Consider the following 25304-nt stretch of genomic DNA (forward strand, 5'->3'; position numbering starts at 1 on the left):
TTCATTAGTTTGTCCAAGGCCAGAAGGTACAACAAAATAAATGGTTAGCAAAGCGCGAACGCGAGGTATTTAGCCTTTTTGTCATAATTGCCGGCAGCTGTATGTTTTCGGCAGCAGAGGATGCCATTGGCGCCGGCTTGCCGTCCGGCTTTACTTCTTGTGGACCTGCAAGTGCGCCAGCTCCTGCGACACGGCGCGGGCGACCACTTTCTCCAGCGTCAGCTGGAGGCCTGCGCGGATCTCGCCGGTCAGGTCGCGCAGGGCGTGGTCGAGCACCTCGGCCAGGCTGTCCTTGATACGCTGTTCCAGCACGAAGTCGATTCTTCCCTGCAGTTGCTGCAGGATGCGTTCGGCCAGGCGTTGTTCCAAGGCGGCCAGCGCGGCCTCGTCCAGGCCGCCCGGGCCGCTTGGCGCCGCGCTGGCGCTGCTCAGCGCCGCCGGCGACAGCTGTGGCGCATGATTGGCCTGCGTGGCCTGCGTGGCCTGCGTGGCCTGTGCGGCCGGCATGGCGGGCGGGGCGCCGTCGCCTGCCGCCTCGGCGGCGTCGCCGGTGGCCGGCGCGGCGGAAGACATGCTGGCCGGCATCGACGCCGGCTCGTCCACCAACACTTCGGTCAGGACGGGGATGCTGGCGTCGAAAGAGGAGCTCATGTTTTGCCTGCGACGAAGTGGGTGAGCGGATACTCCTGCTGCTTGTAGGCCACATAGCGTTTGCGGCCGGCGGCGGCGTCGACCTCGTCCGACGAGATCACCTCGATCATCCGGGCGAACTGCGCCAGATTGGCCGGCGCCCGCTGCGACAGGTTGACCAACAGTTCGTAGTGGGGCAGGGCGGCCGCGTCGTTGTCGGTCAGGATGATCGGGGTTTGCGCCGCCAGCGGGTCGTCGGCGAGCACGTGGGGCAGGAAGTCGGTGGCGGAAAACGTCCACATCGCCGCGTTAAGTTGCGCCAGTTGCGCCGCATCGTCGGTCATCAGCACCAGGCGGGTGTTGGCCGCCCAGGCTTTGCGCACCAGCCGGCAGGCATAGGCGATCTTGTCGGGCACGTTGCTGTGAAAGTCGATACGGGTCATGGGCTGTCGGTTCCGGGAATTGCTGAGTGCTAGCGATGCAAGCATTTTACCCGCTCGCGGCCCATCCTAGAACTGGAAGCCGGGTGGCGCCTCGGCCTGCTGTTGTTTGCGCCGGCGCGCCTCCTCCTCGGCGGCGGCGGCGCGTGCCCCGTCCCGCGCCGCCGCGCGCGTCTGCTCGGTGGCGTCCGGCTGCGGCGCCGGCGCGGCGGCCACCGGCGGTGGATTCTGGTAGTTGGGGGGAAGGATCTTTTGCACGGGGTAGCCGGCATCGCTGAGCAGCACCTCCCAGCTATCCTGCGAGAAGCCGATCTGCTTGCCACGGCCGACCAGCAGCAGCGGCAACTGGCCGTTGCTGCCGGCCTTCTTCAAGGCGGCCTGGTCGTCCGCCGTGTTGACGGTTTTTTCGCGGAAGGGAATGCCGCGCGCCAAGAGCATGGCGCGGGCCTGGTCGCAGGCCTCGCACTGGGCCGTGCTGTACAGGGTGACGGGACGGTTGCGCACCGCCGCCGCCAGCTCGGCCGGCAGTTCGACGGCGGCGCCGCCGCCCGAGAAGGACTTCAACTCCACCTTGGCCTTGGCCGCCTTGCCGCTTGGTGGCGGCGGCGCGTCGCTGTAATGCGTCACGCCCTTCTCATCGACCCATTTGTAGACCTGGGCGTGGACGCCGCCGGCGGCGCCGGCACACAACAACAGTATTGCTGCCAGCTTGAATCCCATCTCCGCCTCCGCTGCGTCCGTCGTGAATTGCCCTTAGGCCGCCATGCCGCTGTGGCGCAGCAGCGCGTCGATGCTCGGCTCGCGGCCACGGAAGGCGGTGAACGATTCGAGCGCCGGACGCGATCCGCCGACGGCCAGAATCTCCTGCTGGAAGCGCTTGCCCGTCTCGCTGGACAAGGTGCCGCCACCCAAGGCCGCCGCCTCTTCAAATGCCGCGTAGGCGTCGGCCGACAGCACCTCGGCCCACTTGTAGCTGTAGTAGCCGGCCGCGTAGCCGCCGGCGAAGATGTGGCCGAAGGAGTTCTGGAAGCGGTTGAAGGCGGGCGGCACGATGACGGCGAAGCGGCCGCGCACCTCGTCGATGAGCTGCTGCACCGACTTCTCGCCGGTCGGCTCGTAGTCGTAGTGCAAATGCATGTCGAGCAGCGAGAACTCGACCTGGCGCAGCGTTTGCAGGCCGGACTGGAAGTTCTTGGCGGCCAGCATCTTGTCGTACAGCGCGCGCGGCAGCGCCTCGCCCGTTGTCACGTGGGCGGTCATGTGTTGCAGCACTTCCCATTCCCAGCAGAAGTTTTCCATGAACTGCGACGGCAGCTCGACCGCGTCCCATTCGACGCCGGAGATGCCGGACACGCCGATCTCGTCGACCAAGGTCAGCATGTGGTGCAGGCCGTGGCCGAACTCGTGGAACAGGGTGATCACTTCGTCGTGGGTGAACAGCGACGGCTGCGCCACGCCGTCTTGCACGGCAGGCTCGGTGAAGTTGCAGGTCAGGTAGGCGACCGGCGTTTGCAGCGCGCCGTTGGTGTCCAGGCGGCGGCCACGGGCGTCGTCCATCCAGGCGCCGCCGCTCTTGCCGGCGCGCGCGTACAGGTCGAGGTAGAACTGGCCGACCAGGCGGCCGTCGCGCTCGATGCGGTAGAAGCGCACGTCCTTGTGCCAGACGCTGGCGGTGTCCGGCAGGATGCTGACGGAGAACAGGTTTTGCACCAGACGGAACAGGCCGTCGATGACCTTGTGTTCGGGGAAGTATTGTTTCACTTCCTGGGCGGAGAAGGCGTAGCGGCGCTCCTGCAGCTTTTCCGAGGCGTAGGGGATGTCCCAGGCCTTCAGCTGGTCCAGGCCCAGCTCGTCCTTGGCGAACTGTTGCAGCTCGGCGAAGTCCTGCTCGGCGTAGGGGCGGGCGCGCTTGGCCAGGTTCGTCGAGGAACTGGATGACGTGTTCGGGGCTCTGCGCCATCTTCGGCACCAGCGACACCTCGGCGAAGTTCTTGTAGCCGAGCAGCTTGGCCTCCTCGTCGCGCAGCTTGAGCAGGGTGACGATGTTTTGCGTGTTGTCCCACTTGTCGCGCTCGCTGAACACCTCGCCCTGCTCGGAGGCCTTGGTGGCGTTGGCGCGGTACACCGTCTCGCGCAGCGCGCGTTGGTCGGCGAATTGCAGGATCGGGTAGTAGGACGGGAAGTGCAGCGAGAACTCCCAGCCGGCCTTGCCTTCCTTGTCGGCGGCGGCGCGGGCCGCCTGCTTGACGTCGTCCGGCAGGCCGGCCAGGTCGGCCTCGTCGGCCACCAGCAGCTTGTAGTCGTTGGTGGCGTCGAGCACGTTCTCGGAGAAGCGGGTCGAGACGGACGCGTGCTCCTCCTGGATGTCGGCGAAGCGTTCCTTTTTATCTTCCGGCAGCTCGGCGCCGCCCATGCGGAAGTCGCGCACGGCGTTGTCGATGATGCGGCGGCGCGCCGGCGCCAGCGCGGCGAAGCCGGCGCCGGCCTGCAGCGCCTTGTATTTGGCGAACAGCGCCTCGTTCTGCGCCAGCGCGGTCCAAAACTCGGTCACCTTCGCTTGGTTGTCGTTGTAGGTGGCGCGCAGCTCGGGCGTGTCGACCACATTGTTCAGGTGGCTGACGATGCCCCAGGCGCGGCCCAGCAGCTCGGTGGCGTCTTCCAGCGGGGTGACGAAATTGTCCCAGCTCACTTGCTCGCTCGGCGCTTCCAGCGTGGCGACGACGGCGCGGCTTTGTTCCAGCAGCGTGGCTATGGCCGGGGTGACGTGCTCGGCCTTGATCGCGTCGAAGCGCGGCAGGCCGGAAAAGTCCAGCAGGGGATTGATTGCGTCGGTGGTCATCTTTTGTCCAATAGGTGGTCGGCGCGGCCGGGCCGCGCCCACTAATTAATTACGTTCAGCCGCTTCTACCGTGTTCATCAACAGCATGGTGATGGTCATCGGGCCGACGCCGCCCGGCACCGGGGTGATGTGCGAGGCGACTTCCTTGACGTTGGCGAAGTCGACGTCGCCGCACAGCTTGCCGGCGTCGTCGCGGTTCATGCCGACGTCGATGACGATGGCGCCCGGCTTGAGCATATCGGCCGTCAGCGTGTTGCGGCGGCCGACGGCGGCCACCACCACGTCGGCCTGGCGGGTGTACAGGCCCAGGTCCGGCGTCGCGCTATGGCAGATGGTGACGGTGGCGTTGGCTTGCAAGAGCAGCAGGGCCATCGGCTTGCCGACGGTGTTGCTGCGGCCGATGACGACGGCGTGCTTGCCGCGCAGGTCGACGCCGGTGCTTTCGATCAGCTTCATGCAGCCGTAGGGCGTGCACGGGCGGAAGCCCTCCAGGCCGGTGAGCAGCTCGCCGGCGCTGAGCACCGAGTAGCCGTCGACGTCCTTGGCCGTCGAGATCGCCTCGATGACCTTGTGCGGGTTGATGTGCTTGGGCAGCGGCATCTGCACCAGGATGCCGTGGATGGCCGGATCGTTGTTGAGCGAGTCGATGCGCGCCAGCAGGGCCGCCTCCGACAGGTCGGCCTCGTACTTTTCCAGCACCGAGTGGAAGCCGACGTCGCCGCAGGCCTTGACCTTGTTGCGCACGTAGACCTGGCTGGCCGGGTCTTCGCCGACCAGGATCACGGCCAGGCCGGGTTGCTTGCCCTTGGCGGTGAGGGCGGCGGCGCGTGAGGCTATTTCACCACGCAATTTTTGGGAGAGGGCGATTCCGTCGATCAGTTGTGCAGGCATGATTTTGGCAGGTGGGAGGGAAAAGCAAGATTATAAAGCCGCCGCGCCCCCCGCGCCCCATTCTGTGCGGCCGGTTGTGCACCCGCCGGCAAGGATTTGTGCTGCGGCGCACCAATGTTCCATTCGGGAAAATGTAGCGAATCCCACATTATGAAAAGTCATATCGTAATTTGAAAAACTGAAAAACTGCTGTTAGAATTGGCACACGTCATAGAAGTATTGGTAAATAATCAGCGTTCCACCGTCCGACAGCGTACCGGATTCGGGCACTCACACAGGAGACTTAATACATGTCAGCTCAACTTGACCAGGTAACGGCGCTCACCGCCACCGACCCTGATTCGCAAGAAACCAAAGAATGGTTGGACGCACTGGAAGCGGTGCTCGAACAAGAAGGTCCGGAACGCGCGCATTTCCTGATGGAACGTCTGGTTGACCTGGCACGCCGTCGCGGTGCCCATATCCCGTTCTCCAGCAACACCGCCTACGTCAACACCATCCCCACCCACCAGGAAGTGCACTGCCCCGGCAACCTGGAGCTGGAAGAGCGCCTGCGCTCGTATATGCGTTGGAACGCGATGGCGATGGTGGTCAAGGCCAACCGCGCCGACGGCGACCTGGGCGGCCACCTGTCGAGCTTCGCCTCGCTGGCCAACATGCTGGGCATCGGCTTCAACCACTTCTGGCGCGCCCCTAGCGACAACCACGGCGGCGACCTGCTGTACATCCAGGGCCACTCCTCGCCCGGCATCTACGCCCGCGCCTTCCTCGAAGGCCGCCTGAGCGAAGACCAGCTGATCAACTTCCGCCGCGAAGTCGACGGCAAGGGCCTGTCGTCCTACCCGCACCCGAAACTGATGCCGACGTTCTGGCAGTTCCCCACCGTGTCGATGGGCCTGGGACCGCTGATGGCGATCTACCAGGCCCGTTTCCTGAAGTACCTGCACGCCCGCTCGATCGCCGACACCGAAAACCGCAAGGTCTGGGCCTTCTGCGGCGACGGCGAGATGGACGAGCCGGAATCGATGGGCGCCATCGGCATGGCCGCGCGCGAACGCCTGGACAACCTGGTCATCGTCGTCAACTGCAACCTGCAACGCCTGGACGGTCCGGTGCGCGGCAACGGCAAGATCATCCAGGAACTGGAAGCGGACTTCCGCGGCGCCGGCTGGAACGTGGTCAAGGTCATCTGGGGCCCGGGTTGGGACGAGCTGCTGGCCAAGGACAAGGAAGGCATTCTGCAACGCGTGATGATGGAAACCGTCGACGGCGAATACCAGAACTACAAGGCCAAGGACGGCGCCTTCGTGCGCAAGAACTTCTTCGGCAAGCACCCCAAGCTGCTCGAAATGGTCGCCAACATGACCGACGACGACATCTGGCGCCTGACCCGTGGCGGCCACGATCCACACAAAATTTACGCCGCCTTCAAGATCGCCCAGGAACACAAGGGCCAGCCGACCGTGCTGCTGGTGAAGACCGTCAAGGGCTTCGGCATGGGCAAGTCGGGCGAGGCGCGCAACACCGCCCACCAGACCAAAAAACTCGACGACGAGGCGATCCGCGAAATGCGCGACCGCTTCGCCCTGCCTATCCCGGACGACAAGCTGGCCGAGATCCCGTTCTTCAAGCCGGCCGACGACTCGCCGGAAATGAAGTACCTGCACGAGCGCCGCGCCGCGCTGGGCGGCTACCTGCCGCAGCGCCGCATGCAAGCGGACGAAAAACTGGTGGTGCCGCCGCTGACCGCCTTCCAGAACGTGCTCGACGCGACCCCGGAAGGCCGCGAAATCTCCACCACCCAGTCCTTCGTGCGCATCATCTCGACGCTGCTGCGCGACCCTAGCCTGGGCCAGCGCATCGTCCCGATCCTGGTCGACGAGTCGCGCACCTTCGGTATGGAAGGCCTGTTCCGTCAGATCGGCATCTTCAACCAACAAGGTCAGTTGTACGAGCCGGTCGACAAGGACCAGGTGATGTACTACCGCGAAGACAAGGCCGGCCAGATCCTGCAAGAGGGTATCAACGAAGCCGGCGGTATGAGCTCGTGGATCGCCGCCGCGACCTCGTACTCGACCAACAACCGCGTGATGATCCCGTTCTACACCTTCTACTCGATGTTCGGCATGCAGCGCATCGGCGATCTGGCCTGGGCTGCCGGCGACATGCGCGCCCGTGGCTTCCTGATGGCGGGCACCGCCGGCCGCACCACGCTGAACGGCGAAGGCCTGCAGCACGAGGACGGCCATAGCCACATCGTCGCCGCCACCATCCCGAACTGCGTGCCTTACGATCCGTCGTTCGGCCACGAGCTGGCGGTGATCGTGCAGGACGGCCTGCGCCGCATGGTGACGGAACAGGAAGACGTGTTCTACTACATCACCATCATGAACGAGAACTACGCGCATCCGGGCCTCAAGGCCGGCCAGGAAGAGGGCATCCTGAAGGGCATGTACCTGCTGCAGGAAGGCGACAAGAAGGCCAAGCAGCGCGTTCAGCTGATCGGTTCGGGCACCATTCTGCGCGAGTCCATCTTCGCCGCCGAACTGCTGAAGAACGACTGGAACATCGCCGCCGACATCTGGTCCGCACCGTCGCTGACCCTGGTGGCGCGCGAAGGCCAGGACGCCGAGCGTTGGAACCTGGTCAACCCGGGCAAGGAACAGCGCGTGCCCTACGCCACCGCCTGCCTGCAGGGCACCGAAGGTCCGATCATCGCCACCACCGATTACATCCGCGCGTTTGCGGAACAGATCCGCGCCTTCGTGCCGAAGGACCGCACCTACCGCGTGCTGGGCACCGACGGCTTCGGTCGTTCGGACAGCCGCGCCAAGCTGCGCGAATTCTTCGAGGTGAACCGTTACTACATCACCGTCGCCGCGCTGAAGTCGCTGGCCGAAGAAGGCAAGGTCGCGGTGTCCGTGGTTGAGCAGGCGATCGTCAAGTACGGCCTCGACGCCAACAAGCCAAATCCGGTGACCCAATAACTAGAATACGGAGCAAACGCTATGAGCATTGTGGAAGTTAAAGTCCCGGATATCGGCGATTTCAAGGAAGTTGAAGTGATCGAGTTGATGGTCAAGGTTGGCGACACGATCAAGGTCGACCAGTCCCTCATCACGGTCGAGTCGGACAAGGCCAGCATGGAGATTCCGTCGACCCACGCCGGCGTCATCAAGGAGATCAAGGTCAAGGTCGGCGACAAGGTCAAGGAAGGCTCGCTGTTGTTGATGGTCGAAGCCGACGGCGCCGCCGCCGCTCCCGCCGCCGCGCCAGCGGCGGCCGCTCCGGCCGTCGCCGCTGCCGCCGCGCCTGCGCCGGTTGCCGCCGTGGCAGCCGCCGCGCCGGCCGCCGCCAGCGGCCCGGTCGAAGTCAAGGTGCCCGACATCGGCGACTTCAAGGAAGTGGAAGTGATCGAACTGATGGTCAAGGTCGGCGACACGGTCAAGGTCGACCAGTCGCTGCTGACCGTCGAGTCGGACAAGGCCAGCATGGAGATCCCGTCCAGCCACGCCGGCGTGGTCAAGGAACTGCGCGTCAAGGTCGGCGACAAGGTCGCCGAAGGCTCGATCGTGCTGGTGGTGGAAGCGACCGGCGGTCCCGCCGCCGCGCCTGCCGCCGCCGCTGCCGCTGCTGCTCCGGCCGCAGCTGCCGCCACCGCTGCGGCGCCGGCTGCCGCCGCGCCTGTTGCCGCGGCAGCCACCGCCTCGGTCGGCTCGGTCGTCACCGGCAAGCTGGCGCACGCCTCGCCGTCGATTCGCAAGTTCGCCCGCGAACTCGGCGTCGACCTGGGCCGCGTCGCCGGCACCGGTCCGAAAGGCCGCATCACCCAGCAGGACGTGCAGAACTACGTCAAGGGTGCCGTCGCCGCCAGCCTGGCCGCGCCGGTCGCCTCCAAAGGTGGTTCGGGTTCCGGCATGGACGTGCTGCCGTGGCCTTCGCTCGACTTCAGCAAATTCGGTCCGACCGAACTGCTGCCGCTGTCGCGCATCAAGAAGATCTCCGGCCCCAACCTGCACCGCAACTGGGTGATGATCCCGCACGTCACGCAATTCGACGAAGCCGACATCACCGAGCTGGAAGCCTTCCGCGTGTCGTCGAACGCGGCCAACGCCAAGAACAAGGACGCCATCAAGCTGACCATGCTGGCCTTCGTCATCAAGGCATCGGTCGCCGCGCTGAAGAAATTCCCGGCGTTTAACGCATCGCTCGACGCCAACGGCGAAAACCTGATCCTCAAGCAGTACTACAACATCGGCTTCGCCGCCGACACGCCGAACGGTCTGGTGGTCCCGGTCATCAAGGACGCCGACAAGAAAGGCGTCGCGCAGATCGCCAAGGAAATGGGCGAGCTGTCGGCCCAGGCGCGCGAAGGCAAGCTCAAACCGACCGACATGCAGGGCGCCAGCTTCACCATTTCGTCCCTGGGCGGCATTGGTGGCACGCACTTCACGCCTATCGTCAACGCACCGGAAGTGGCCATCCTCGGCCTGTCCAAGGCGTCGATGAAGCCGGTCTGGGACGGCAAGGCCTTCCAGCCGCGCCTGATGATGGGGACCTCGCTGTCCTACGACCACCGCGTGGTCGACGGCGCGATGGGTGCGCGTTTCGCCGTGTATCTGGGCGAAGTGCTGGCCGACATGCGCAAAATTCTGCTGTAAGGAGCGACTATGAGCACAGTAGAAGTGAAGGTACCGAACATCGGCGATTTCAAGGAAGTCGAAGTGATCGAGCTGATGGTCAAAGTCGGCGACACGATCAAGGTCGACCAGTCCCTGCTCACCGTTGAATCGGACAAGGCCAGCATGGAGATTCCTTCGACCCACGCCGGCGTGGTCAAGGAACTCAAGATCAAGGTCGGCGACAAGGTCAAGGAAGGCAGCCTGCTGTTGCTGGTGGAGGCCGACGGCGCCGCCGCAGCGCCAGCGGCAGCTCCCGCCGCCGCTGCACCGGCTGCCGCCGTTCCTGCTGCGGTTGCGGCTGCGGCTGCGGCCGCGCCGGTGGTTGCGCCGGTTGGTGGCAGCTACAGCGGCCAGGTCGACGTCGATTGCGACATGATGGTGCTCGGTGGCGGCCCCGGCGGCTACTCGGCCGCCTTCCGTTCGGCCGATCTGGGCCAGAACGTGGTCATCGTCGAACGCTTCCCGACCCTGGGCGGTGTGTGCCTGAACGTCGGTTGCATCCCGTCGAAAGCGCTGCTGCACCTGGCCGCCGTGATCGACGAGACGGCCACCATGGGCAAGCACGGCGTCAGCTTCGCCAAGCCGCAGATCGACATCGACGAAGTGCGCAAGTACAAGGAAGGCGTCATCACCAAGATGACCGGCGGCCTGGCCGGCATGGCCAAGGCGCGCAAGGTCAGCGTGGTGCAGGGCGTCGGCCAGTTCCTCAGCGCCAACCACATCGAAGTGACGGCGACCGACGGCAGCAAGAAGGTCGTGCAGTTCAAGCAGGCGATCATCGCCGCCGGCTCCTCGGTGGTGAATCTGCCCTTCGTGCCGGTTGATCCGCGCATCGTCGACTCGACCGGCGCGCTGGAACTGCGCGCCATCCCGAAACGCATGCTGGTCATCGGCGGCGGCATCATCGGCCTGGAAATGGCCACGGTGTACTCGACCTTCGGCGCGCGCATCGACGTGGTCGAAATGATGGACGGCCTGATGCAGGGCGCCGACCGCGACGCGGTCAAGGTCTGGCAGAAGTTCAACGAGAAACGCTTCGACAACATCATGACCAAGACCAAAACGGTCGCGGTCGAGGCGCTGCCGGAGGGGATCAAGGTCACCTTCGAGGCGGCCGAGGCAGGCGCCACCGCGCCGGCCCCGCAGATCTACGACATGGTGCTGGTGGCCGTTGGGCGCAGCCCGAACGGTAAGAAGCTGGCGGCCGACAAGGCCGGCGTGGCGGTGACCGATCGCGGCTTCATCAACGTCGACAGCCAAATGCGCACCAACGTGCCGAACATCTTCGCCATCGGCGATCTGGTCGGCCAGCCCATGCTGGCGCACAAGGCGGTGCACGAGGCGCACGTCGCGGCGGAAGCCGCGCTGGGCCAGAAGTCGCACTTCGACGTCAAGGTCATTCCATCGGTGGCCTACACCGATCCGGAAGTGGCATGGGCCGGCATCACCGAGGACGAGGCCAAGGCCAAGGGCATCAAGGTCGAGAAGGGCGTGTTCCCTTGGGCGGCGAGCGGCCGCGCCGTGGCCAATGGCCGCGACGAGGGCTTCACCAAGCTGCTGTTCGACGCTGAGACCCACCGCATCATCGGCGGCACCATCGTCGGCACGCACGCCGGCGACATGATCGGCGAAATCGCGCTGGCCATCGAGATGGGCGCCGACGGCGTCGACATCGGCAAGACCATCCACCCGCACCCGACCCTGGGCGAGTCGATCGGCATGGCCGCCGAGGTCTACGAAGGCAAGTGCACCGATCTGCCGCCGCCGCGCAAGCGCTAGGCGCCAAGCGACATTCGCAGCACAAAAAACCGGGACTTGTTCCCGGTTTTTTTCGCGCGCGAGTTGTATGTGCGCCACTGGACAGCGGCAAGGACGGCAGGTAATCTGGCTGGATTATCGTGTTTGCAACCTTCCACTTCCCGCAGAATGGAGTTCGCTCATGGCATCGATACACAAAGAGGTCGTCATCGAGGTGGCGCCCGAACAGGTATGGGACGCGCTGCGCGACGTCGGCGCCCTGCACACCCGGCTGGTGGTGGGTTTCGTCAACAACTGCGTGCTGGAGGCCGACGGCCGGGCCCGCGTGGTCACCTTCGCCAACGGCATGGTGGCGCGCGAGCTGATCGTCGACATCAACGAGGAATGGCACCGCGTGGCGTGGAGCGCCACGGGCGGCCAACTGAGCCACCACAACGCCTCGGCGCAGGTGTTCGGCGAGGGCACCGCGCACAGCCGCGTGGTGTGGATCGCCGACCTGCTGCCCAACGAGCTGGCCCCGGCCATCGAAGGCATGGTCGCGCAGGGCTGCGCGGCGATGAAGCGCACGCTGGAACTGCTGGCGCACCGGCTGTGAGTTGGCCGCTCCGGCGTGGCCGGCGGCCGGCTTGCTCGAACAGCTGGCGCGCCTGCGGCGTCACGTCGGATGCGAAAAAGCCGCCCGGCGTCGTCGACGCGGGCGGCTTTCTGTTGTCCAGTGCCGTGCTTGGCGCGGATCAGGAATTGGCGTTGCGGTACTTGTCGAAATTGGCGGCGAAGTCGTCGAAATTCTCGCGCATCATTTCCTCGTGCTGCGCCAGGTAGTACTTGATGGCGGCTTCCTTGTTCTCGTTGAACGCCTCCACCGTCGGACTCACGGCCGACAGCATGTAGGCGTTGAAGCGGCTGGCCGAATACAGCAGGCTGGGACCGATGATGCTGCGGTCGATGGTCTGCGCCTTTTCGTTGGCGATGCCGATGAAGGTGTCGACCAGTTGCCAGTAGTGCCTGTCGTTTTCAGTTTTTTCGCTCATGAGCCACACCTTCGTTTAAAGAAGCAGGCATCCTGCCATGAATCGCCCGGCAGCTCAACTATTTTTCGGCGACTAGGTAGTGAGAATTATCTGGGAATGAATACGCTGGGTGATAGACCTAGCCTTTTTGCGCGACGTGCAAATTTCCGATCATCGAACGAGGCGACGCTATCACATTCATAAAAACAGGCGTGATGCAACGCGTCGGCGAAGTCCAGGCCGGCCTCGCAGGCCGCGAGAGCCCGCTCAACTGCCGCGCGGTCTTCAACGACAATGTGCATCTGTCCCAGCAGATGTTTAACGACAGCAATTGCTTCTTGTCGGCCGAATGCGTAGTAGCCCCGCATGAGCCATTCAAGCTCAAGAATGACCGTCTTGCATACCATTAGTGTCTGGCCGGATTCCATCAGACGACATGCCGCGATGCGCTGTCGCTCCGCCTCGGCGTCGCTCCTGTCTTCGATGTAGTAGCGCGCCAAAATATTGGTGTCGAGGCCGATCATGACTTGAGCAGTGTAGCCGGATCCAAATCCACCGGGACGGCCGGACGCACGCTTTTCAGCATGCCGAATCCGCTTTCGCTGCCGTCTGCCGGAGAGTTTTTTACCCGCATTTCGACATGGTCACCGACCAGTGTGAATTCAATGCGGCTGCCTTCCCGTATACCCAGTTGTTGCCTTACCTGCTTGGGGATAGTGACCTGTCCCTTGCTGGTGACCGATGTGATTTCCATTGCAGCCTCCTTGTCATGCCAGGTAATACTAGCATTGCGATATTTCCCGTACAAGACTTAGCTTTACCTGATTTGACGCAGAGTCAGGGTAATTGGGAGGGCGTCACATCCCCTTGTTACCCCGCCATAGCAGTCCCGCTTCGCATATACTGGCGGGGACGCGCCGCGACCTTGCCCCGCCTGCCGACATGACGACGATGAACAAGCCCCTCTCCACCGAACCGGTTGCGCCCGCCGCCGCGCCGCGCGCGCGCGCGGCGGCCGGGCGCGCCGGCGGCGGCTCCGACCGGGGCGGCCGCACCCGCGAGCTGATCCTGCGGGCGACGCAGGAGATCATCGCCGCCCACGGCCTGTCCGGCGTCAGCCACCGCGCCATCGCCGCCCGGGCGCAGGTGCGGCTGTCGCTGACCAGCTACCACTTCGGCTCGCTCGGAGGAAGTTGCTCGAGGCCAGCTTCGACGCCTACCGCGGCCACACCCAGGCGCGCCGCGAGGCGCTGCTGGCGGCGGCCGAGTCGCACATCGCGCACTTCCTCGCCATGCCGCCCGGCGCGGACAAGCTGCCGGCCTTCGCCGCCGCGCTGGCCGACACGCTGGCCCGCTACGTGCGCGCCGGCGTCGTCGAGCACCGCACCGACCTGGCCGTCGAGTGCAGCTTCCTGTTCGCCTGGAACCTGCCGCCGACCCTGCGCGCCAAGGTCGACGCGCACAGCCGCGAGCTGGTGCAGTTGGCGGCGCAGGTGTTCAGCCGCATCGGCAGCCGCAGCGCCGAGGTCGACAGCGGACTGCTGCTGGCCTGCATCCGCCAGCTCGAATTCACCCAGGTCTCGACCGGCGAGGCGGCCTCCGTCGACACGCTGCGGCTGACCCTGTTCCGCTTGTTGCTGGGCCTGTTGATGGCAGGCGACAGCATGCCGCCGGCCTGAGCGGCGGCCTTCCTTTTCGCGGCGCCCGCCGCGCCCACCTGCCGATTTTTTTCCGCCGCTGGCGGCGGCGCGTCCGTTCGCGCCCCGCGCCGCGCCGCCCCCTGAGCTTGTGGCTGTGCGGTAACACCTATGTTGACACTGTTGTCAAACAGTGTAAGTATTGGACGGTCGTCCAAATATGATTCTTTCCTTCGTAGGGAGTGCCGATGCAGATGCGTAGCGTAAGCGGGCTGGTCCTGTTTGTCTTGATGGCCGCTGGCGTCGGCGGGGCCGCCGCGGCCGAGCTGAGCGGGCGCCAGTCGATGTTGTTGGCCAATAACTGCCTGCAATGCCACGCCCGCGCCGGCGTGCCGGCGCCGCAGATCGGCGACGCCCCGGCCTGGCAGAAGCTGGCCGGCAAGGGCGAGGCGGCGCTGCTGGCCAGCGCCGTGCAGGCCTGGGCGGCATGCCGCCGCTGGGCTATTGCAGCGCCTGCACCGAGCAGGACTTCCGGGCGCTGATCCGCTTCATGGCCAAGCTGCCCGCGCCGGCCGGAGCGGCCAAATGATACGCCGCGACTTCCTGCGCGCGGCCGCCGCCGGCGCCGCCGTCAGCGTGCTGCCGGCCTGCGGCCGCAGCGACGCGGTGCCGCAAAGCCCGGTCGACTTCGTCGCCGGCAAACCGCTGCCGTGGATCAACTGGTCGGGCAACCAGAGCTGCACGCCGGCGCTGCGGCTGGCGCCGGCCAGCGAGGCCGAGCTGGTCGACGCGCTCAAGCGCGCCGGCGGCGTGGTGCGCGCCGTCGGCGCCAGCCACTCGTTCAGCGCGGTGGTGCCGACCGACGGCACGCTGATCGCCACCGACCTGCTCAGCGGCATGGTCGGCCACGACGCCGCCAGCCTGCAGGCCGAGATCTGGGCCGGCACGCGCATGCACGCGCTCGGCCCGCTGCTGCACGGCGTCGGCCAGGCGGTGCCCAACATGCCCGACATGGACTACCCGGCCATGGGCGGCGCCATCGTCAACTCGGTGCACGGCACCGGCCAGCGCTACGGCTCCATGTCGTCGTGCGTGACGGCGCTGACCCTGGCCACGCCGTCCGGCGAGTTGATCGACTGCAGCGCCACCAAGCGCAGCGAGATCTTCCACGCCGCCCGCACTTCGGTCGGCGCGCTCGGCATCGTCTCGCGCATGACGCTGCAGAACGAGAGGCCGTTCCGCCTGGTCGAGACCACGCGCATCGAAAAGACCGAGGACGTGCTGGCCGAGCTGGCCCAACGCTGCGCCGCGCACCGCAACTTCGAGTTCCTGCCGCTGCCCCATTCGACCCTGGCGGTGACCGTGGCCACCGACCTCGCCGGGCCGAACGACACGCCGTCCGGCGAGGACGACCCGGAGGCCGTCAACTCGCTGCGCACCCTGCTGCGGACGGTCGGCTGGATGCCCGGCATCGGCGAGGCGGCCTACGACAAGCTGCTCACCACCTTCCTCGCCGGCGGCGCCGCGCAGGTGCGCGTCGGCCATTCATTCGACGTGTTCCCCCACGTGCGCGTGGTGCGCTTCCGCGAGATGGAGTACACCGTGCCGGCCGAGTCGGGGCCGGACTGCGTGCGCGAGATCCTGCGCACCATCCGCGAGCGCAAGCTGCCGATCGCCTTCCCGCTGGAGTACCGCTACGTCAAGGCCGACGACATCTGGCTGTCGATGTTCGAGGGCCGCGACGGCTGCTCGATCTCGGTGCACCAGTACGGCGACACCGACCACCGCGCCTACTTCGCCGAGATCGAGCCGATCTTCTGGAAGTACCAGGGCCGGCCGCACTGGGGCAAGCTGCACACGCTCGACGCGGCGCGGCTGGCCGCGCTGTACCCGCGCCACTGGAAGGACTTCCACGAGGTGAGGCGCAGCCTCGATCCCCAGGGCCGCATGATGAATGCGCATTTGAAGCATATTTTCGGAGTCTGAATGGTCACACGTCGAACCTTCCTGGCGGCCGGTGCCGGCGCCGCCGCCGTCGCGGCCGTCGCCGCCAAACCGCGCGACGCCGGCGGCCCGTACCCGGCCTATTTCGCCGCGCTCAACATCGCGCTGCGCGCCCAGCATATCGACCACCCGGTGCTGCTGGTCGACCTCGACCGGCTCGACCGCAACATCGCCCGGCTGAAGAAATCGGTCGGCGTGGCGCCGGCCAAGGGCTACCGCATCGTCGTCAAGTCGCTGCCCAGCCCGGGCCTGATCGACTACGTCGCCAAGGCCGCCGGCACCAACTTGTTCATGGCCTTCCACCGGCCCTTCCTGAACGCGCTGGCGGCGCTGCGGCCGGACGCCGACATCCTGCTCGGCAAGCCGATGCCGGTCGACGCGGCGCGCCAGTTCTACGCCGAGAACCAGGGCGGCTTCCGCCCGGAGACGCAGCTGCAATGGTTGATCGACAGCCACGCCCGGCTGCTGCAGTACCAGCGCCTGGCGCGCGAGCTGGGCGTCAAGATGCGCATCAACTGCGAGATCGACGTCGGCCTGCACCGGGGGGGCTTCGCCAGCCACGAGGAGATGGCGAAGGCGCTGGCCACCATCGCCGCCGATCCGCGGTTCCTCGAATTCTCCGGCTTCATGGGCTACGACGCGCACTTGATGGGACTGCCCGGCTTCCTCGCCGAGCGCGAGTTCCCCCGCGTGCGGGAACGCTACCAGGGCTATATCGACCTGCTCAAGGCCAACCATCCGGCCATGGCCGCCAGGCCGCTGTGCTTCAACGGCGCCGGCAGCCCGACCTTCCAGCGCTACGAGGGCGACGCCATGCTCAACGAGATTTCGGCCGGCACCTGCCTGATGAAGCCGAGCCACTACGACCTGGCGTCGCTGGCCGAGTACGAGCCGGCGGCCTACATCGCCGCGCCGGTGCTCAAGCGGCTGGCGCACACGCGCCTGCCGGCGCTGGAGTGGAGCGCGCCGCTGCTGGAGGGCTGGGACCCGAACATGGCGCAGACCTACTTCATCTACAGCGGCAACTGGCTGGCCGAGCCGGAGGCGCCGCCCGGCATGCGGCCCAACTTCGCCTACGTCAGCTCGAACCAGCAGGGGCTGAACGCGTCGCCGGCGGTGCCGATCGAGGTCGACGATTTCGTCTTCCTGCGGCCGCTGCAGAGCGAGGCGGTGCTGCTGCAGTTCGGCGACCTGGTGGCGCTGCGCGGCGACAAGATCGTCGAGCGCTGGCCGGTGCTGCAGGCGGGGAGGTAGGCGGGGGATTGCGGGTTTTGCGGCGTAACCACGAGGCGCGGACATAGGGTCAGACCCTGAGGGTCTGACCCTGGCTTAGGCACTCGTGGCGATAACAATAATCGATAACACAACGGAGAGGTGGGTATGCAAGATCGCGATCAGCTGGCAGCAAACATCAACAATCGACAGGCGCCGCAAGCGCCGCGCCGGCGCCCGCTGGCGCTGGCGATCTCGCGCGCCCTGCTGGGCGGCACGCTGGCGGCCGGCGCGCTGCTGGAGCCGGCCGGCGCCGCCGAGGCGGCGCCCGAGGCCGCACCGCAGGCGGCACAGGACCAGGCCCAGACCCAGGCCCGGCCGCCGGCCAAGCCCGCCGCCAAGCCCGCCGCCGCCGAGGACGCCGCCATCGGCGTGGTCACCATCACCGCGCAGAGCCGCACGCAGGCGGCGCAGTCGGTGCCGATCGCCATGCAGCTGGTCAGCGCCGACCAGATCAGCAAGCTGGCCGCCGCCAACCTGTCGGCCATGAACGGCTACATCCCCGGCCTGAATGTGGACGCCGAGCAGCCGACCCAGCCCAAGTTTTCGATGCGCGGCATCGGCACCGCCGATTTCGGCATCGGCACCGACGGCCCGGTCGGCGTCTACGTCGACGGCGTCTACACCGGCAAGACCGGCGGCGCGCTGATGAACTTCAACGACACCCAGCGCATCGAGGTGTTGAAGGGGCCGCAGGGCACGCTGTTCGGCCGCAACAGCGCGGCCGGCGCGATCTCCATCATCACCAAGGAGCCGTCGCAGGAGCGCGAGGGCGAGGTGCATCTGCGCGCCGGCAACCACGGCGCGCGCTACCTGGACGGCCTGCTCAACGTGCCGCTCAACGACAGCATGGCGCTGCGCATGACGGTGGTCGACCAGCGCAGCGACGGCTGGTTGAAGGACGCCGCCAGCGGCGAGCGCCTGAACAACACCGGCGACTGGGGCCTGCGCGCCACGCTGCGCTGGGACGCGCCGCAGCAGACCCGCGTGCTGCTGTCGTGGGAGCACGAGAAACTGGCGCAGAAGGCGCGGCCGGCCATCGGCCTGGTGGCGCTGCCGCCGGCGCCCGGCGCGCCGACGGTGCCGGCAAATCCGGCCGGCTACCTGAATCCGTTCACGGCGCCGGTCTACAACGACGCAATCGACAACGCCGAGGCGCGCGACTTCGACGGCCTGACCCTGCGCCTGGAACGGCCGTTCGGCTGGGGCACTTTCAACTCCACCACCGCCTACCGCCACTTCGCCTCGCGCAACCTGGAGGACAGCGACGGCACCAATCGCATCAACTCCCACCTGGACACGGTCAACTACGAGAGCAACAGCAGCTGGCAGCAGGAGTTCAAATTCTCCGGCAAGAACGACAGTGTCGACTGGGTCGCCGGCGCCAGCCTGTTCTACGAGCGGGCCAACCAGAACAGCCGGATGAACATGTACACCGACACCCACAACACGGTGTTGAACAACCTGGCCGGCCTGCCGGTCTACAGCCTGCTCGACGAGGCGGCGCAGCAGTTCGGCCTGCCGGTCAAATTCTTCGGCAACAGCTGGCAGGAGAACATGGTCAACCGCAGCACGGCCAAAGCCTACGCGCTGTTCGCCGACACCATCTGGCATGTCACGCCGAAGATCAACCTGACGGCCGGCGTGCGCCTGACCCACGACGACAAGCGGTTCTCCTGGTTCAGCCCGAACCGCAGCGCGCCCGGTTTGGACGCCACCCTGGCCCAGCTCGACCAGGCCGGCTTCTTCCCCGGCTTGGTGGCGGCCGGCGCGCTGACGCCGGAGCAGGCGGCGATGGCGCAGGGCGCGCTGGGGCAGAACATCGCCTTCGACAATCCCGCCGCCGCCGCGCGCAAGATCGAGGCGCAGAAGAGCTGGACCGACGTCAGCCCGCGTCTGGTGCTCGACTACAAACTGCTGCCCGACGTGATGGCCTACGGCTCGGTCAGCAAGGGCTACCAGTCGGGCGGCTTCAACGCGCTGGCGGTGGCCGGCAAGTACGAGCCGGAGACGATCTGGAACTACGAGGCCGGCTTGAAGAGCTACTTCCGCGAACAGCACCTGCTGGTCAACGCCTCGCTGTTCCACTACAAGTTCTCCAACCTGCAGTCGCTCAGCCTGATCGGCAACACCGGCGCGGCCGTGCCCAGCTACCAGGTCAGCAGCAGCAACCAGGTGGCCAGCGGCATGGACTTCGAGGCGCGCTGGCAGCCGACGCGCGACCTGCGGCTGTTCTTCTCGTCCGAGTTCATCAGCCAGAAGTACCAGCACTTCGTCACCGGCGACGGCGTCGACCTGAGCGAGCAGGCGGTCGGCACGCCGCTGTGGTCGGCCGCCGCCGGCGTCGACTACACCTGGCGCGCCGTCCTCGACGGCAAGCTCAACGTCAGCCTGCAGCACGCCTACACCGGCGCCACCCGCTGCAACGCCGACGCGCTGCAGGGTGCCTGCCTGAACACGCCGGCCTTCCGCGCCGGCACGGCCAAGCAGCACACCGACCTGCGGCTGGGCTGGGACGCCGGCAGCGGCCGCTGGGGCGTGGCGCTGTTCGTCAACAACGCCTTCGACAAGCGCTACGTGACCCGCATCGACAACACCTCGACCGGCATCCTCGGCACGCCGTTCGCCATCGTCTCCGACCCGCGCCGCGTCGGCGTCGAGCTGCGCCTCAGCATGTAGCGGCGGCCGGCGTGTGCGCCTGCGTCAGCACGTGGCCGACGCAGGCGCACATCGCCACGGCGGCGCACAGCAGCGCCGCCGCCACGCCCATCCGTTCCGCCAGCATGCCCCAGAACAGCGCGCCGGCGCTCTGCCCGGCGCCCATCGCCAGCATGTAGATCGAGATCGTCCTGGCGCGCAGCGCGGGCGGGAAGGCGGTCTGCGCGCGGCCGTTGAGCGTGCTGACGATGGCCGCCCAGGCCATGCCGCCGGCCAGCACCAGGGCCAGCGCCAGCGGCCAGGCGCCGGTCAGCGGCAGCGCCGCCAGCATGGCGCCGAACACCAGCAGGGCGGCGGCGAGCAGGCGGCGCGGGCCGAGGCGCGCGCGCAGCGCCGGCAGCGAGAAGGCGGCCAGCACCGCGCCCGCGCCCGAGGCGCCCATCAGGCTGCCGAAGGTGCTGGCCTGCAGATGCAGCACGTCGCGCACATACAGCGGCAGCAGGGCGGCGAAGGCGATGGCGACGAAGAAGATCGCCGCCACCTGCGCCAGCAGGGCGCGGAAGGCGCGCTGCCGCCAGGCGCTGGCGATGCCGTGCTTGAAGGCGGCCCAGGCGCCGTCCTTGGCGGTGGACGACGGCGCGGGCGACAGCGGCAGCGGCACGCGCGGGTGCGCGGTGCCGTCGTCGCGAATCCAACGCCAGTAGACCAGCATCATGCCGAGATAGGACAGCGCGTTGGCCATGAACAGCGGCGCCGCGCCGATGTGCTGGAACAGCAGGCCGCCCAGCCAGGGGCCGAGCAGGGCCGCCAGGTTGTAGCTCAGGTTGTTGAGGATGGCGGCGGTCGGCACCAGCTCCGGCTCGAGCAGGGTCGACATCGAGGCCTGCCAGGCCGGCCACAGGAAGGCCGCGCAGCAGCCCATCGCAAAGGTCAGCGCCAGCAGCGTGAACGCCGTCGCCTGGCCGCCCATGGTGGCCAGCGCCATCAGGCCGGCGGCCAGCGCCATGCCGGCGTTGATGACGAACAGCAGGCGGGGGCGGTCGACGGCGTCGGCCAGCACGCCGGCCGGCAGGGCGAACAGCAGCATCGGCGCGTAGCTGGCCGTTTGCACCAGGGTGGTCAGCAGGGTCGAGTTGGACATGGAAGCGACCAGCCAGGCGGCGGCGAAGGCCTGCACCCAGCGGCCCAGGTTGGCGGCCAGGTTGGCCAGCCAGAGCTGGCGAAAGCGCCGGTGGCGCAGGGGTTCCAACAGGGCCGGCAGGGCGCGGCGGCGGGCCGGCGAGGGGGCGGTTGCTCGTGTTTTCTCGTGCATGGTGTGGTCCTGAAAACGATGGTGGGGGGAGCTTGCTCGGCGCCGAGCGTTGGCTGAGAATCTCAGCATGGAGGCGAGCATAAAAGCGGCCGCACGGTAGGGTCAATCTCGATTGCGGCAATCAATGTCGATGGGTCTACAATCGCTGCATGAAGAAAGATCTGTCAGCCGCCGAGGCGGCGAAACTGCTGAACGTCAGCCTGCCGACCTTGTATTCCTACGTCAGCCGGGGCCTGTTGGCGTCGAGCGCGGCGAGCGGCCCCACGCGCAGCAAGCGCTACGCGCGCGAGGCGGTGCTGCGCCTGGCGGCGCGGCGGGCCGACGGCAAGCGCGCCGGCCACACCGTGGCGGGCGCCATCAACTGGGGCGTGCCGGTGCTGGAGACGCGCATCTCGCGCATCGACGACGGCCAGCTGCACTATCGCGGCCACGACGTGTTGGCGCTGGCCGAACAGGCCAGCCTGGAAGCCGTCGCCAGCGTATTGTGGGGCGAGGACGGGCGCGACTATTTCGCCGTCGCGTGTCCGACGGCGCCGGCCGAATTGATGCGCAGCCTGGACGCGCTGGCGGAGGGCATGGCGCCGCTGGAGCGCGCCCAGGCGCTGCTGCCCCTGCTGGCCAATACCACCCTGGCCGGCTGCGCCGAATCGATGTGGCAAGCGGACGACGGCGCGGTTGCCGACGGCGCGGCGACGGCCGACGCGTCCGGCGTCTATCAAACCGGCGCCCAGCTGATGCGTTTGCTGGCCGCGCTGCTGTTGCGCGGCGAGCAGTCCTTGGCGCCGCTGCATCTGCAACTGGCGCGGGCCTGGGAGGTGGACAGCGGCGGCGCCGAGTTGATCCGGGCCGCGCTGGTGCTGCTGGCCGACCACGACCTGAACACCTCGACCTTCACCGTGCGCTGCGTCGCCTCGACCGGCGCGAGCCTGATCAGCGCGCTGAGCGCCGGCCTGGGCGCGCTGTCCGGCCGCGAGCACGGCGGCCACAGCGTGCTGGCGCGGCGCATGATCGAGGCGGCGCTGTCGGCGCCCGACATGGAGGCCTATCTGGTGGCGCACTGCGGCGCGCTGGGCAACGAGGTGCCCGGCTTTTCCCATCCGCTGTATCCGGCCGGCGATCCGCGCGCCAGCTACCTGTTGCGGCGCATGCCCGCCGAGCGGCCACGGGTGCAGGCGATCCTTGCGGCGGGCGAGATCGTCCGGCGCCAGCTGGGTGTCGAGCCGAACGCCGACTTCGCGCTGGCCGCGCTGGAGTCGGCCTACGACCTGTCGTCCAGCGCCGGCCCGGTGTTGTTCGCGCTGGCCCGCTCGGCCGGCTGGATCGCCCACGTCGCCGAGCAGCGCGCCGACGGCGCGATGATCCGTCCGCGCGCCCGCTACGTCGGCCGCTTCGAGGCCGACTAGTCCCCATCCCTCCCCTCCACCGGCGCAGCGCCGGCATCGACGCTTGTCGATGCGGTGCCGTCGTAGGCCTTACTGTTTCGCTTTTGTTGTGCAGTTCACCAGCAGTTACAATAGTCAAAATGACCAAGCGGCGTGAAGAACTCTTATGAAACTAAATCGTATCCATCTGCGCAACTTTCGTTGTTTCGAGGAGTTGGTGGTTGATTTTGATCCCAAGCTGACGGTCATCATCGCGGAAAACGGCGCCGGCAAAACGGCGATCCTCGATGCCATTGCCATCGGCTTTGGCCGCTATCTCACCAAACTGCCAGGAATAGCCGGCCGTGCCGTGAAGGACACCGACCTGCGTGTCGCCGAGGGCGAGCGGCGCGAGCCCTATATGCTGCTCGCTTGGGAGGCGTCGAGCCGTGAGGGTTCTCCAATTGTATGGGCGACCGGGCGCAAGCGCGATGGCGCTGTCACCGCCTCGACCATCAAGCAGCTTCTATCCGACGAACACGAGGCGTTGATGAGCCGCGGCCTGAAGGAGTTGGATGACTTCACGCTCAAGTTGGTTCAGGCCGAGAACGACGGACAAGCCTATTTCCTGCCCGTCATCGCATACTACGGCACCAATCGCGCCATCCGCGAGGAGGTGCAGCGTCGTCGCGGATTCAAGAAGAACTTCTCGCGCTTCGATGCCTTGGCGGATGCGTTGGAGCCCGACTCGCGTTTTCGTGCGGCGTTTGAATGGTTCAACGCGATGGAGGACGTCGAGCGCCGCGAGCGGGAATCGCGGCGCGATTTCGATTATCAGCATGTCGAGTTGACGGCCGTGCGTAGTGCCATCGTGCGTATGCTGCCAGCGGGCTTTAGCAATCCCCGCACCGAGATCCGTCCGCTGCGGTTTGTCATCGACCGCAGGATCGATGGCGCCACGCGCACCTTGCGCGTCAACCAATTGAGTGACGGGTATCGTGTCGTGTTGGGCTTGGTCATGGATCTAGCCAGGCGCATGGCGCAAGCGAACAGCCGCGTTGTCCGCGACGGGATGCAGAACCTCAGCGCTTTGAATCTCCCCGCCATTGCGCTGATCGACGAGGTGGACCTGCATCTGCACCCGTCCTGGCAACAACAGGTGCTGCCGGACTTGATGCGAACCTTCCCCAACACGCAATTCATCGTCACGACCCACAGCCCCCAGGTGCTGAGCACCGTCAAGCGAGAACAAATTCGCGTTGTCGGGCCGGATGCCGAGGGCAAGGTCATCGCTGCTCCGCCTATGGCGATGACGTATGGCGAACCCAGCGGCGATGTGCTTCAAAGCGTGATGTTGGTTGACCCGCAGCCGCCGGTGAAGGAAAAGGCAGACCTGCTGCGCCTGACCGAGTGGGTTGACCAGGGGGCATATCAGAGTTCCGAGGCGGTTCAGCTCATGCAAAATCTAAACACCGTGTTGGGCGAGCAGCACCCTCAATTGCAGCGATTGAAGCGCAGCATTCATCGGCAAGAGGTGTTGAAGGGGTGAGAGCCATTGTCAAACAGGGTAAGGGTGGCTACAACCTGAACCAATCGCATGCTCGTCCGCCTCAGACAGCGGATGAGGCGACGAGCCGCTGGCGCAGCTTTGGCAGCAATAAACAGGCCTTGATGGACGCGCTGCTGGAGGAACAATATCACCTGTGTTGTTACAGCGAACTACGCGCAGATCAAGAGGGGCTTGGTTATCATATCGAGCATGTCGAGAACAAGAACCAGACTCCGCAGCGGACCTTTGAATATGGCAATCTCGCTGCTAGTGCCCTCGAAAGCGCCAACGATCTTCAAGTTTTTAAGGCGCAGGGCCATGAAGTCTTTGGTGGGCACGCACCCGGAAAACAAAAGGCCTGTGACATGGCACGATTTGTTTCTTGCCATAGTAAGGACTGCTATCGTTTTTTTGCCTACGTGTCCGATGGTCGCGTTCTGCCGGCCAAGGACTTGGATGCGCTAGAGCGGGACCGGGCGCAATACACTGTCGATATACTCAATCTCAACAGTCCATACTTGGTCACTCGGCGACGCCAATGGTGGGATGAGCTTGACGAACTCTTCCAGGAACACGAAGAGAAAGGCTGGAGCCTGAATGATTTGGCCGCCATAGATCTTGTGCCGGTGAATAGACGACTGAGTCGATTTTTTAGTCTGACACGCCAGTTTTTCGGTCCGATTGCCGAGCAGACGTTGCGGCAGAAAGCGCCGGAGCTCGTATGAGCCCGTCGAAGGTCTTCGATTCGCCTTAGTCCTCGACCCACCTAGCCATACGGCGTATTGACGTTGCCGCCGGCCGCTGGGTAGAATCGCCGCCATGTTGCGCTCCCACTTCCTTCGCCGCCTGTTGTCCTGGCTCGCGCTCGCCGCCATCCTTGGCTTCGCGGCGGCACCGACGCTGGCGCGCCTGCTGGCGCGGCCGGACGCGCAGCAGTGGATGCAGATTTGTTCGGCGCAGGGCAGCCGCCTGGTGGCCGCCGCCGACCTGGCCCAGCAGCGGCCGGCCGCGCCGGCCCAGCCCCAGCTGGAGCATTGTCCGTTCTGCGCGCTGCACGCGGCGCTGCTGCCGACGCCACAAGCCTCCCACACGCTGGCCCTGCCGCAGACGCAGCCGGCGCGCTATCCGCAACTCTTCCTCGACGCCCCGCGCACGCTGCGCTGGTGGTCGGTCGCGCATCCGCGCGGCCCGCCGCGCCTCCACTAGACCGTTTCGCCATTCCGACCATCGACGCCGCAGCCACGCAGCGGCCGGTGGCGTA

The 25304-nt window shown here is 66.4% G+C and carries 21 protein-coding genes and 1 pseudogene; 13 read left to right on the forward strand and 9 right to left on the reverse strand.

Features of this window, described 5'->3' with window-relative positions; genetic code table 11:
• Positions 1-150: 150 nt before the first annotated feature.
• The 5 genes and pseudogenes from QC826_RS04620 to folD all read right to left on the reverse strand — a co-directional run bounded on the left by QC826_RS04620 (position 151) and on the right by folD (position 4800).
• Positions 151-651, reverse strand: coding sequence for a hypothetical protein (locus tag QC826_RS04620; protein ID WP_279764610.1), 501 nt, complete (start codon positions 649-651; stop codon positions 151-153).
• Entirely contained in the window at positions 648-1073 is a 426-nt protein-coding gene (locus QC826_RS04625) for a DNA polymerase III subunit chi (RefSeq protein ID WP_093384865.1), read from the reverse strand. The genes QC826_RS04620 and QC826_RS04625 overlap by 4 nt, the downstream gene beginning before the upstream one ends.
• Positions 1074-1139: 66 nt before the next feature.
• Complete coding sequence (locus QC826_RS04630) at positions 1140-1790, reverse strand: glutaredoxin family protein (RefSeq protein WP_279764611.1); 651 nt, start codon at positions 1788-1790, stop codon at positions 1140-1142.
• 33 nt (positions 1791-1823) lie between these two features.
• Positions 1824-3909: pseudogene (locus tag QC826_RS04635) on the reverse strand (M3 family metallopeptidase).
• Between the two features lie 45 nt (positions 3910-3954).
• A complete protein-coding gene (gene folD / locus QC826_RS04640; protein WP_093384858.1) occupies positions 3955-4800 on the reverse strand; it encodes a bifunctional methylenetetrahydrofolate dehydrogenase/methenyltetrahydrofolate cyclohydrolase FolD in 846 nt (281 codons plus the stop codon).
• Between the two features lie 290 nt (positions 4801-5090).
• On the opposite strand from folD, the gene aceE reads away from it, so the two are divergent.
• The 4 genes from aceE (at position 5091) to QC826_RS04660 (ending at position 11835) form a co-directional block, all read left to right on the forward strand.
• Positions 5091-7787, forward strand: coding sequence for a pyruvate dehydrogenase (acetyl-transferring), homodimeric type (gene aceE / locus QC826_RS04645; RefSeq protein WP_279764612.1), 2697 nt, complete (start codon positions 5091-5093; stop codon positions 7785-7787).
• 21 nt (positions 7788-7808) lie between these two features.
• Positions 7809-9461: a dihydrolipoyllysine-residue acetyltransferase gene (gene aceF / locus QC826_RS04650; RefSeq protein ID WP_279764613.1), complete on the forward strand. Its 1653-nt coding sequence runs from the start codon at positions 7809-7811 to the stop codon at positions 9459-9461.
• Between the two features lie 9 nt (positions 9462-9470).
• Positions 9471-11261 carry a dihydrolipoyl dehydrogenase gene (gene lpdA / locus QC826_RS04655; RefSeq protein WP_279764614.1) on the forward strand — a complete coding sequence of 597 codons (1791 nt, stop codon included), beginning with the start codon at positions 9471-9473 and terminating at the stop codon, positions 11259-11261.
• Positions 11262-11421: 160 nt separating this feature from the next.
• Positions 11422-11835: an SRPBCC family protein gene (locus QC826_RS04660; protein ID WP_279764615.1), complete on the forward strand. Its 414-nt coding sequence runs from the start codon at positions 11422-11424 to the stop codon at positions 11833-11835.
• Between the two features lie 139 nt (positions 11836-11974).
• Here the strand turns inward: QC826_RS04660 and QC826_RS04665 are convergent, their stop codons facing one another.
• The 3 genes from QC826_RS04665 to QC826_RS04675 form a co-directional block, all read right to left on the reverse strand.
• Complete coding sequence (locus QC826_RS04665; RefSeq protein WP_279764616.1) at positions 11975-12271, reverse strand: DUF3144 domain-containing protein; 297 nt, start codon at positions 12269-12271, stop codon at positions 11975-11977.
• Between the two features lie 86 nt (positions 12272-12357).
• On the reverse strand, positions 12358-12774 hold the full coding sequence (locus QC826_RS04670; protein ID WP_279764618.1) for a type II toxin-antitoxin system VapC family toxin: 417 nt from the start codon (positions 12772-12774) through the stop codon (positions 12358-12360).
• The gene (locus QC826_RS04675; protein ID WP_279764619.1) at positions 12771-13004 is read right to left on the reverse strand and encodes an AbrB/MazE/SpoVT family DNA-binding domain-containing protein; all 234 of its coding nucleotides are present in this window, start codon (positions 13002-13004) and stop codon (positions 12771-12773) included. Before QC826_RS04675 ends, QC826_RS04670 begins: the two co-directional genes overlap by 4 nt.
• Before the next feature lie 439 nt (positions 13005-13443).
• Here QC826_RS04675 and QC826_RS04680 point away from each other — a divergent pair, with 439 nt between their 5' ends.
• The 5 genes from QC826_RS04680 to QC826_RS04700 all read left to right on the forward strand — a co-directional run bounded on the left by QC826_RS04680 (position 13444) and on the right by QC826_RS04700 (position 19842).
• Positions 13444-13929 (forward strand): hypothetical protein, encoded by a 486-nt coding sequence (locus QC826_RS04680; protein ID WP_279764620.1) that lies wholly within the window; start codon positions 13444-13446, stop codon positions 13927-13929.
• 206 nt (positions 13930-14135) lie between these two features.
• A complete protein-coding gene (locus QC826_RS04685) occupies positions 14136-14429 on the forward strand; it encodes a hypothetical protein (protein ID WP_279764621.1) in 294 nt (97 codons plus the stop codon).
• A 43-nt stretch (positions 14430-14472) separates the two neighbouring features.
• On the forward strand, positions 14473-15873 hold the full coding sequence (locus QC826_RS04690; RefSeq protein ID WP_279764622.1) for a D-arabinono-1,4-lactone oxidase: 1401 nt from the start codon (positions 14473-14475) through the stop codon (positions 15871-15873).
• On the forward strand, positions 15874-17145 hold the full coding sequence (locus tag QC826_RS04695) for an alanine racemase (protein ID WP_279764623.1): 1272 nt from the start codon (positions 15874-15876) through the stop codon (positions 17143-17145).
• 126 nt (positions 17146-17271) lie between these two features.
• On the forward strand, positions 17272-19842 hold the full coding sequence (locus QC826_RS04700) for a TonB-dependent receptor (RefSeq protein WP_279764624.1): 2571 nt from the start codon (positions 17272-17274) through the stop codon (positions 19840-19842).
• Here QC826_RS04700 and QC826_RS04705 read toward each other — a convergent pair.
• Positions 19832-21133 (reverse strand): MFS transporter, encoded by a 1302-nt coding sequence (locus QC826_RS04705; RefSeq protein ID WP_279764625.1) that lies wholly within the window; start codon positions 21131-21133, stop codon positions 19832-19834. The two genes, QC826_RS04700 and QC826_RS04705, sit on opposite strands and share 11 nt — an antisense overlap.
• Positions 21134-21282: 149 nt before the next feature.
• Here QC826_RS04705 and QC826_RS04710 point away from each other — a divergent pair, with 149 nt between their 5' ends.
• The 4 genes from QC826_RS04710 (at position 21283) to QC826_RS04725 (ending at position 25249) form a co-directional block, all read left to right on the forward strand.
• Positions 21283-22536, forward strand: a complete 1254-nt coding sequence (locus QC826_RS04710) for a citrate synthase family protein (protein WP_279764626.1) — start codon at positions 21283-21285, stop codon at positions 22534-22536.
• A gap of 145 nt (positions 22537-22681) precedes the next feature.
• Positions 22682-24043, forward strand: a complete 1362-nt coding sequence (locus QC826_RS04715; RefSeq protein ID WP_279764627.1) for an AAA family ATPase — start codon at positions 22682-22684, stop codon at positions 24041-24043.
• Entirely contained in the window at positions 24040-24768 is a 729-nt protein-coding gene (locus QC826_RS04720; protein ID WP_279764628.1) for a retron system putative HNH endonuclease, read from the forward strand. Before QC826_RS04715 ends, QC826_RS04720 begins: the two co-directional genes overlap by 4 nt.
• 94 nt (positions 24769-24862) lie before the next feature.
• Positions 24863-25249: a DUF2946 domain-containing protein gene (locus tag QC826_RS04725; protein WP_279764629.1), complete on the forward strand. Its 387-nt coding sequence runs from the start codon at positions 24863-24865 to the stop codon at positions 25247-25249.
• Positions 25250-25304 lie beyond the last annotated feature (55 nt).

Origin of the sequence: Rugamonas sp. DEMB1 (genome assembly GCF_029834475.1) — a bacterium.
Lineage (GTDB): Bacteria > Pseudomonadota > Gammaproteobacteria > Burkholderiales > Burkholderiaceae_D > Rugamonas > Rugamonas rubra.